General features: G+C 71.5%; 6 protein-coding genes. 5 read left to right on the top strand and 1 reads right to left on the bottom strand.

Features of this window, described 5'->3' with window-relative positions:
• The first annotated feature begins 426 nt into the window (after positions 1 to 426).
• The 5 genes from FOE67_RS11165 to FOE67_RS11185 all read left to right on the top strand — a co-directional run bounded on the left by FOE67_RS11165 (position 427) and on the right by FOE67_RS11185 (position 6,756).
• Complete coding sequence (locus tag FOE67_RS11165; protein ID WP_182663130.1) at positions 427 to 2,091, top strand: ABC transporter substrate-binding protein; 1,665 nt, start codon at positions 427 to 429, stop codon at positions 2,089 to 2,091.
• 297 nt (positions 2,092 to 2,388) lie between these two features.
• Positions 2,389 to 3,393 carry an ABC transporter permease gene (locus FOE67_RS11170; RefSeq protein ID WP_182663131.1) on the top strand — a complete coding sequence of 335 codons (1,005 nt, stop codon included), beginning with the start codon at positions 2,389 to 2,391 and terminating at the stop codon, positions 3,391 to 3,393.
• On the top strand, positions 3,393 to 4,493 hold the full coding sequence (locus FOE67_RS11175; RefSeq protein ID WP_182663133.1) for an ABC transporter permease: 1,101 nt from the start codon (positions 3,393 to 3,395) through the stop codon (positions 4,491 to 4,493). The genes FOE67_RS11170 and FOE67_RS11175 overlap by 1 nt, the downstream gene beginning before the upstream one ends.
• A 5-nt stretch (positions 4,494 to 4,498) precedes the next feature.
• Positions 4,499 to 5,719, top strand: a complete 1,221-nt coding sequence (locus tag FOE67_RS11180; RefSeq protein WP_228473772.1) for an ABC transporter ATP-binding protein — start codon at positions 4,499 to 4,501, stop codon at positions 5,717 to 5,719.
• Positions 5,716 to 6,756, top strand: a complete 1,041-nt coding sequence (locus FOE67_RS11185) for an ABC transporter ATP-binding protein (RefSeq protein ID WP_182663137.1) — start codon at positions 5,716 to 5,718, stop codon at positions 6,754 to 6,756. The genes FOE67_RS11180 and FOE67_RS11185 overlap by 4 nt, the downstream gene beginning before the upstream one ends.
• A gap of 87 nt (positions 6,757 to 6,843) precedes the next feature.
• Here the strand turns inward: FOE67_RS11185 and FOE67_RS11190 are convergent.
• A partial coding sequence (locus FOE67_RS11190) for a pyridoxamine 5'-phosphate oxidase family protein (RefSeq protein ID WP_182663139.1) occupies positions 6,844 to 7,237 on the bottom strand: 394 nt, incomplete at its 5' end.

The raw sequence follows: 7,237 nt of genomic DNA on the forward strand, positions 1-7,237 counted from the left end.
GGGTGTCACGGGGCGGGTGGACGGGAAGTGATGGGGGGACCCCGCCCCCCGCCGTCACCCGACTGCCCCGCACGGCCGGAGCTGTTGTTCGGTTCCGTGTGCCGCTGTGCACTGCTGTGTGCACTTCCCGGTCGCCGCCGCGGCGGAAAAGGTTGCCGGGTTCCCCGGGAATTTTCCCGACCCCTTCACCGGTCACCGAGAGTCCCCGTGGCATCGCTCCGGGTGCTGCCCGGGGGTGCCGCCCCGGAGTCGGTCACTCCGCTCCCCCCGACGCAAGCGGGACACGCCGGGGAAAGGTTGCCGTCGGAAAGAGCGCCGGTTGCGGCTCGGTCTCGCCCGTCTGCCGGCCGTTCACAACTATGGGGTTGCGCAGTAATGTGCGGCCACCAGAACCGGCCCTACCACCGCCAACCCCTGAGGTGGATGATGCAGATAGCCCGATCCAAGGCTGCCGCGGTCGCGGCGGCGGTTTCGATCGCCCTGGTCGCGACCGCCTGCAGCAGCGAACGCGACACGTCCGACGACGCGGCCTCCCCGGAGTCCTTCGTCTTCGGCGCCGCCGGCAACCCGGCGTCCCTCGACCCCTTCCTCGCCAGCGACGGCGAGACCTTCCGCATCTCCCGCCAGGTGCTCGAGACCCTCCTGGACCACGAGTCCGGTGGCTCGGAGCTGGTCGGCGGTCTCGCCGAGGAGTGGGAGAGCAACGACGAGGGCACCGAGTGGACCTTCTTCCTCCGCGACGGGGTGACCTTCCACGACGGGGCCGAACTCACCGCCGAGGTCGTCTGCCAGAACTTCGACCACTGGTACAACCTCACCGGCACCTACCAGTCCACCGCGCTCACCTACTACTGGCAGGCCGAGTTCGGGGGCTTCGCCGAGAACGAGAGCGAGGACACCCCGGAGTCCAACTACGCGGGTTGCGAGGCGACCGACGATCTGACGGCCGTCATCAGCGTCAACGAGCCGTCCGCCGTCTACCCCGGCGCCTTCTCGCTCGCGGCCTTCGCCATCCACTCGCCCAACTCCATCGAGGCCTACAAGGAGGACCAGGCCACCGGTGAGGGCGACGCCATCTCGATGCCGGACTACAGCCAGGAGGCCGGCACCATCGCCGGCACCGGCCCGTTCGAGCTCACCGAGTGGGACAAGTCCAGCGGCGAGGTGACCATCACCCGCTTCGACGACTACTGGGGCGAGGAGGCCGGTTTCGAGCGGATCGTCTTCCGCACGATCCCCGACGAGGCGGCCCGCCGCCAGGCCCTGCAGACCGGTGAGATCCACGGCTACGACCTCGTCGCCCCCGGCGACGTGGACACCCTGCTGGACGCCGGCTTCCAGGTGCCCACCCGGGACGTCTTCAACATCTTCTACATGGCCTTCACCCAGGAGAGCAACGAGGCGCTGGAGGACCTCCGGGTCCGGCAGGCCATCGCCCACGCCCTGGACCGGCAGACCCTGGTCGACACCCAGCTGCCCGAGGGCGGCGTGGTCGCCACCCAGTTCGTCCCCGACACCATCGAGGGCTACTCGGAGAACGTCACCACCTACGACTACGACCCGGACACCGCCCGGGAGCTGCTCGCCGAGGCCGACGCCGAGGACCTCACCCTGGAGTTCTGCTACCCCACCGAGGTCACCCGGCCCTACATGCCCTCCCCGGCCGACCTCTTCGAGCTGATGAAGTCGGACCTGGAGGACGTCGGCATCACCGTCCAGCCGCGCCCGATGCAGTGGACCCCCGACTACCTGGACACCACCCGGGACGGCGGGTGCAACATCTACCTGCTCGGCTGGACCGGTGACTTCAACGACGCCTACAACTTCCTGGGCACCTGGTTCGACGGCTACTCCAAGGAATGGGGCTTCCGCAACGACGAGATCTTCGACGCCCTCGCCGAGGCCGCGGTCGAGCCCGACGTCGAGACCCGCGTCTCCATGTACGAGGAGATCAACGAGCTGGTGATGGACTTCCTGCCGGGCGTCCCGATCTCCTCCTCGCCGCCCTCCATCGCGTTCGCCGAGAACGTCAACCCGCCGACCGTCTCCCCGCTGACGCAGGAGAAGTTCGCGGAGGGCTCCTTCAAGTAACCCCCGCGGGAACGCGCCGGCCGGTCCGCCCCGCGCGGCCGTCCGGCACCACCCGGCCCCGGCTCCCCGCCGGGGCCGGGTGGGCCGCGGAACGCCCGGACCGGCCCCGAGGGGTACCGGTCCGGGCGGTGTCGCGGTACCACGTGCCCCGCCCCGCCAGTCCCGTCCCGCCGACCGCCGCGCCCACCCGTGTGCCGCGCCGGCCCGGTGGGGCCCGTCCCGTTCGGGCCCCGCCGCATCACGCGAACCACCGCGCGCACACCGCGTGACCCATCCGAGAAAGGCGCGTCAACTCCCGTGTTGCGTCTCATCGTGCGCAGACTCCTACAGCTGATCCCCACCCTGGTCGGCCTGTCGGTTCTGCTCTTCATCTGGCTCCACCGACTGCCCGGCGGCCCGACCGCCGCGCTGCTCGGCGAGCGGGCCACCGAGGCCGACCGCCGTCAGGCGGAGGCCCTCCTCGGTCTCGACCAACCCCTGTGGGTGCAGTACGGCCGTTTCCTGCGCCGCCTCGTCGAACTCGACCTCGGCACCTCCATCCGCACCGGCCGACCGGTGTGGGAGGAGTTCACGATGCGCTTCCCCGCCACCGTCGAACTCGCCCTCGCCGCCATGTTCCTGGCCATCCTCATCGGCGTGCCGCTGGGTTACTTCGCCGCCCGTCGGCGCGGCGGCTGGCTCGACATCGGGGCCGTCACCGGCTCCCTCATCGGCATCTGCATCCCGGTGTTCTTCCTCGCGTTCCTCCTCAAGGAGGTCTTCGCGGTGGTGCTCGGCTGGTTCCCCAGCGTCGGCAGACAATCCACCGGCATCAACGCCACCGACGTCACCGGGTTCCACGTCCTGGACGGCCTCCTCACCGGCGAGTGGGACGCCTCGGCCGACGCCCTGTGGCATCTGGTGCTGCCCGCCATGGCGCTGTCCTCCATCCCGCTGGCGATCATCACCCGCATGACCCGGGCCAGCGTCCTGGAGGTCCTCCAGGAGGACTACGTGCGCACGGCCGAGTCCAAGGGCCTGCACCAACGGGTCGTGCGGTTGCGGCACGTGATGCGCAACGCGCTCCTGCCGGTCGTCACCGCCATCGGCCTGCTCACCGGCGGCCTGCTGTCGGGCGCCGTGCTCACCGAGACCGTCTTCTCCTGGGGCGGCATCGGCTCCTTCATCCGTGACGCCATCGACGGCCGCGACTATCCGGTCCTGATGGGCTTCATCCTCTTCATCGCGCTGATCTACGTGCTGATCAACCTGCTGGTCGACCTCGCCTACAGCGTCATCGACCCGAGAGTGCGGGTGCACTGATGGGTTCTCCTGTGTCGAACACCCCCAACCACCCCGACGACCGCGACGCGCCGGAGACCCCGGGCACCCCGGAGTTGTCGGGCACGCCGGCCGTCCCCCACCAGGCCGAGGCACCGGCCCCCGTCGAGGGGGAGCGCACCCGCCGCGCCTCCCGCAAGGTGGATCGGATCGACCGGCTCGCCGAGCTGACCGCCCGCCGGGAGACCACCACCGGCGCCGGGCTGTGGGTCGAGGCGTTCCGCCGCCTGCGCACCAGCAAGATGGCGATCATCGGCGCCTGCATCATCGCCGTCTTCGTGGTCCTGGCGATCATCGGCCCGTGGATCGCGCCCTACAGCCCCACCGCCCAGAGCTGGCGCGGCGAGGTCTTCCCCAACCGGGGCCTGTTCGTCGGCCCGCGCGGGGAGAACTGGCTGGGTCTGGACCACCTGGGCCGCGACGTCTTCTCCCGGATGCTGGTCGGGGCCCGCCAGACCCTGATGGTCGGCGTGGTGGCCACCCTCATCGGCTTCACCGTCGGCGCCCTGATCGGCGGTGTCTCCGGCGCCGCCCTGGTCCTGGGCGGGCGCGCCGGTCAGCGGATCGACGCCGTCATCATGCGCTTCATCGACATGATGCTCGCCCTGCCCTCCCTGCTGCTGGCCGTCAGCATCGCCGCCGTCATGGGACAGAGCCTGACCACCGTCATGATCGCGGTCGGTGTCGTCCAGATCCCGATCTTCGCCCGATTGCTGCGCGGGGCCATGCTCGCGCAGGGCGGCAGCGACTACGTCCTGGCCGCCCGCGCCCTGGGCGTGCGCCGCCGGCGCATCGTGATGGCGCACGTGGTGCCCAACTCCCTGAGCCCGGTCATCGTCCAGGCCACCCTGGCCCTGGCCACGGCCATCATCGAGGCCGCCGCCCTGTCCTTCCTGGGACTGGGCAATCCCGACGCCGCGCAACCCGAGTGGGGCGTCATGCTCGCCCAGGCGCAGCGCTTCTTCGACCAGGCGCCCATGCTGGCCGTCTATCCGGCCGTCGGCATCATCATCACCGCGCTCGGCTTCACCCTCCTGGGCGAGGCCATGCGGGAAGCACTCGACCCGAAACTGCGGAGTTGATGGGCATGGCACTGCTCACGGTGGACGAACTGTCCGTCACCTTCACCGCCCGGGGCCGCCGCGACGTCACGGCCGTGTCCGGCGTCTCCTTCGACGTGGCGCAGGGCGAGGTCGTCGGCCTGGTCGGCGAGTCCGGCTGCGGCAAGTCCGTCACCTCCCTGGCCCTGATGGGGCTGCTGCCCCGCAAGGGCGTGCGGCTCGGCGGCGTGGCCGACTTCGACGGCACCGACCTGCTGACCCTCTCCCCGTCCCGGATGCGCGACCTGCGCGGCCGGCAACTGGCGATGATCTTCCAGGACCCGCTGTCCTCCCTGAACCCGGTCGTCCCGATCGGGGTGCAGGTCACCGAGATCCTCGCCCGCCACCGCGGGATGAAGGGGGAACGCGCCCGCAAGGAGGCCGCCTCCCTGCTGGACCGCGTCGGCATACCGGACCCGGACCGGCGCCTGAGGGAGTACCCGCACCAGCTCTCCGGCGGTATGCGGCAGCGCGCGCTCATCGCCATGGCGGTGGCCTGTGCCCCCCGCCTGCTCATCGCCGACGAGCCGACCACCGCACTGGACGTCACCATCCAGGCGCAGATCCTCGAACTGTTGAGGGAGTTGGTCGACCAGGAGGGCACCGCCCTGTTGATGATCACCCACGACCTGGGCGTGGTCGCCGGACTCTGCGACCGGGTGAACGTGCTGTACGCGGGGAAGGTGGTGGAGGCCGCCGAGCGGCGGCCGCTGTTCTCCGACCCCGCCCATCCCTACGCGCACGGCCTCCTCGGCTCCATCCCCCGGTTGGACGCCCCGCGCGGCCAGCCGCTCCACCCCATCCGGGGCTCGATCAACGACACCATCGCCTGGGCCGACGGCTGCGCCTTCGCGCCCCGCTGCGACCACTACACCCTGGAGTGCCTGGAGGGCACCCCGGCCCTCGGCGAACTCGCCGGGGCGGCCGGGCCCGGGCACCTGGTGCGGTGCGTGAACCCGGTGCGGGACAGCTCCGATCTGCACACCCCGCTGCTGGAGGCCCCGGTGATGGACGCCTCCGCCGAGGGGGACGACGAGGCGCCCTCCCCCGGGACGTCCGCCGCCACCTCCGCGGACACCTCCGTCGACACCTCCTCGGACACCTCCTCCGACACGGCCCCCGACGCCGGGGCGGAACCCGCCGCGGAGCCCGTCGCGGACACCGACGGCGCCTCCGGCGGCGCACCCGGGAAGGACACCCCCGCATGACCACCCTGCTCGAACTGAGGGACCTCAAGGTCCACTTCCCGGTCCGCAAGGGCATCCTCTTCGACCGCACCGTCGGCCACGTCTACGCCGTGGACGGCGTCTCGCTGAGCGTCGAGGCGGGGCAGACGTACGGCCTGGTCGGCGAGTCCGGCTGCGGCAAGACCACCCTGGGGCGGGCCGTGCTGCGGCTGGTGGACATCACCGACGGCGCCGCCGTCTTCGACGGCACCGACCTCGCGCAGCTTCCCGAGGAGGAGATGCGCCGCTCCCGCCGCCGTCTCCAGATGGTCTTCCAGGACCCGCTGGGCAGCCTCAACCCCCGGCAGAACATCGAGTCGATCCTCGCCGAGGGCATGGCCGCGCACGGTATCGGTGCCGATCGGGAGGAACGGCGGGCGAGGATCTCCGAGATCCTGGAACGGGTGGGCCTGCCCGCCGGCTCCCTGTCCCGCTACCCGCACGAGTTCTCCGGGGGACAGCGGCAGCGCATCGGCATCGCCCGCGCGCTGGTCCTGGAGCCGGATCTGATCATCTGCGACGAGCCGGTCTCGGCCCTGGACGTCTCGATCCAGGCGCAGGTCATCAACCTGCTGGAGGAACTCCAGGAGTCGATGGGCCTCACCTATCTGGTGATCGCCCACGACCTGGCGGTGGTCCGGCACATCTCCGACGTCATCGGCGTGATGTACCTGGGAGCCCTGGTGGAGGAGGCCCCCAGCGACGACATCTACTCCGAGCCGCGCCACCCCTACACCAAGGCGCTGATGTCGGCGGTGCCGGTGCCCGACCCGGAGGTGGAGGACAGTCGCGAGCGCATCCTGCTCACCGGCGACCTGCCCTCCCCGGCCAACCCGCCCACCGGTTGCCGCTTCCACACCCGGTGCCCGTGGCGGCAGGAGACCCGTTGCGACACCGAGCGCCCCGAACTGCGGGACGTGGGCGGCGGGCACAAGGTGGCCTGTCACTGGGCCGAGGGCATCGCCGACGGCACCGTGGGACCCACCACCGAGTTGGCCCCCACCCTGCTCAAGGAGTGAACCGCCGGATCGCCCGGCACCGCCCCGGCGCCGGTCGGCCCGTCCCCGGACGGGCCGCCCGGCGCCGGGCCCGGGCGCGGACGCCGCTCACCGGGCCTCGCCGCGCATCAGCCACCGCCGCACCCCGACCTCGAGCAGCAGGGTGCGCTCCCCCCTCTCGTGGGGAACGCGCGGGTCCCAGTCGTACTTGGCGGTGAAGGCCGCCACGACATCCGGCGGGAAGTCCTCCCGGTGGACGCGGACCCCGCCCTCGGCCACCACCGGTCGCTCGCCGTTCTCCAGCGCCAGCGAGACCCGCGGGGAGCGGGTCACCAGACGTGCCTTCACCGAGCCGGCGTGCACCCCGATCCACCACCGTTCCCGCAGGAACACGAACCAGACGGGTGTCACGTGGGGGGAGCCGTCGGCGCGCACGCAGCACAGCCAGACGTTCCGTTCCCGGGCCAGGCGCTCGGGGAGGTCGCTCTCGGGGTCCGGGTGG

It is taken from the genome of Streptomyces calidiresistens (assembly GCF_014141525.1).
Lineage (GTDB): Bacteria > Actinomycetota > Actinomycetes > Streptomycetales > Streptomycetaceae > Streptomyces > Streptomyces calidiresistens.

What these genes read in the sequence shown, in the direction of transcription:
- FOE67_RS11175 (WP_182663133.1), top strand. Translation starts at nt 3,393, where the DNA reads ATGGGTTCTCCTGTGTCGAACACCCCCAACCACCCCGACGACCGCGAC.
- FOE67_RS11165 (WP_182663130.1), top strand. Translation starts at nt 427, where the DNA reads ATGCAGATAGCCCGATCCAAGGCTGCCGCGGTCGCGGCGGCGGTTTCG.
- FOE67_RS11185 (WP_182663137.1), top strand. Translation starts at nt 5,716, where the DNA reads ATGACCACCCTGCTCGAACTGAGGGACCTCAAGGTCCACTTCCCGGTC.
- FOE67_RS11180 (WP_228473772.1), top strand. Translation starts at nt 4,499, where the DNA reads ATGGCACTGCTCACGGTGGACGAACTGTCCGTCACCTTCACCGCCCGG.